This is a genomic window from Shigella sp. FC1967 (assembly GCF_001743005.1).
In the GTDB taxonomy this organism is placed as follows: Bacteria; Pseudomonadota; Gammaproteobacteria; order Enterobacterales; family Enterobacteriaceae; genus Proteus.
The window spans coordinates 1-207 of sequence record NZ_MIIZ01000501.1; the positions used below are offsets into that span (position 1 = coordinate 1).

The 207-nt window shown below is 32.4% G+C and carries 1 protein-coding gene; it reads left to right on the forward strand.

All coding sequences use genetic code 11. From position 1 onward, the window contains the following. Window positions 1-207, forward strand: a 207-nt coding sequence (locus BHE89_RS24260; RefSeq protein ID WP_216080983.1) for a hypothetical protein, incomplete at both ends; no start/stop codon positions are given.

Sequence of the window (207 nt, forward strand, 5' to 3'; positions counted from 1 at the left end):
GTTTTCTGTCTATAAATGATGTGCTTGATGAATTGAAATCAAGTAATGAAAATAGAGAACGTCAATTGACAGACTTATCTAAACACTGTGGAGTGCATACAAAAACCTGTTTTCTGTCTATAAATGATGTGCTTGATGAATTGAAATCAAGTAATGAAAATAGAGAACGTCAATTGACAGACTTATCTAAACACTGTGGAGTGCATA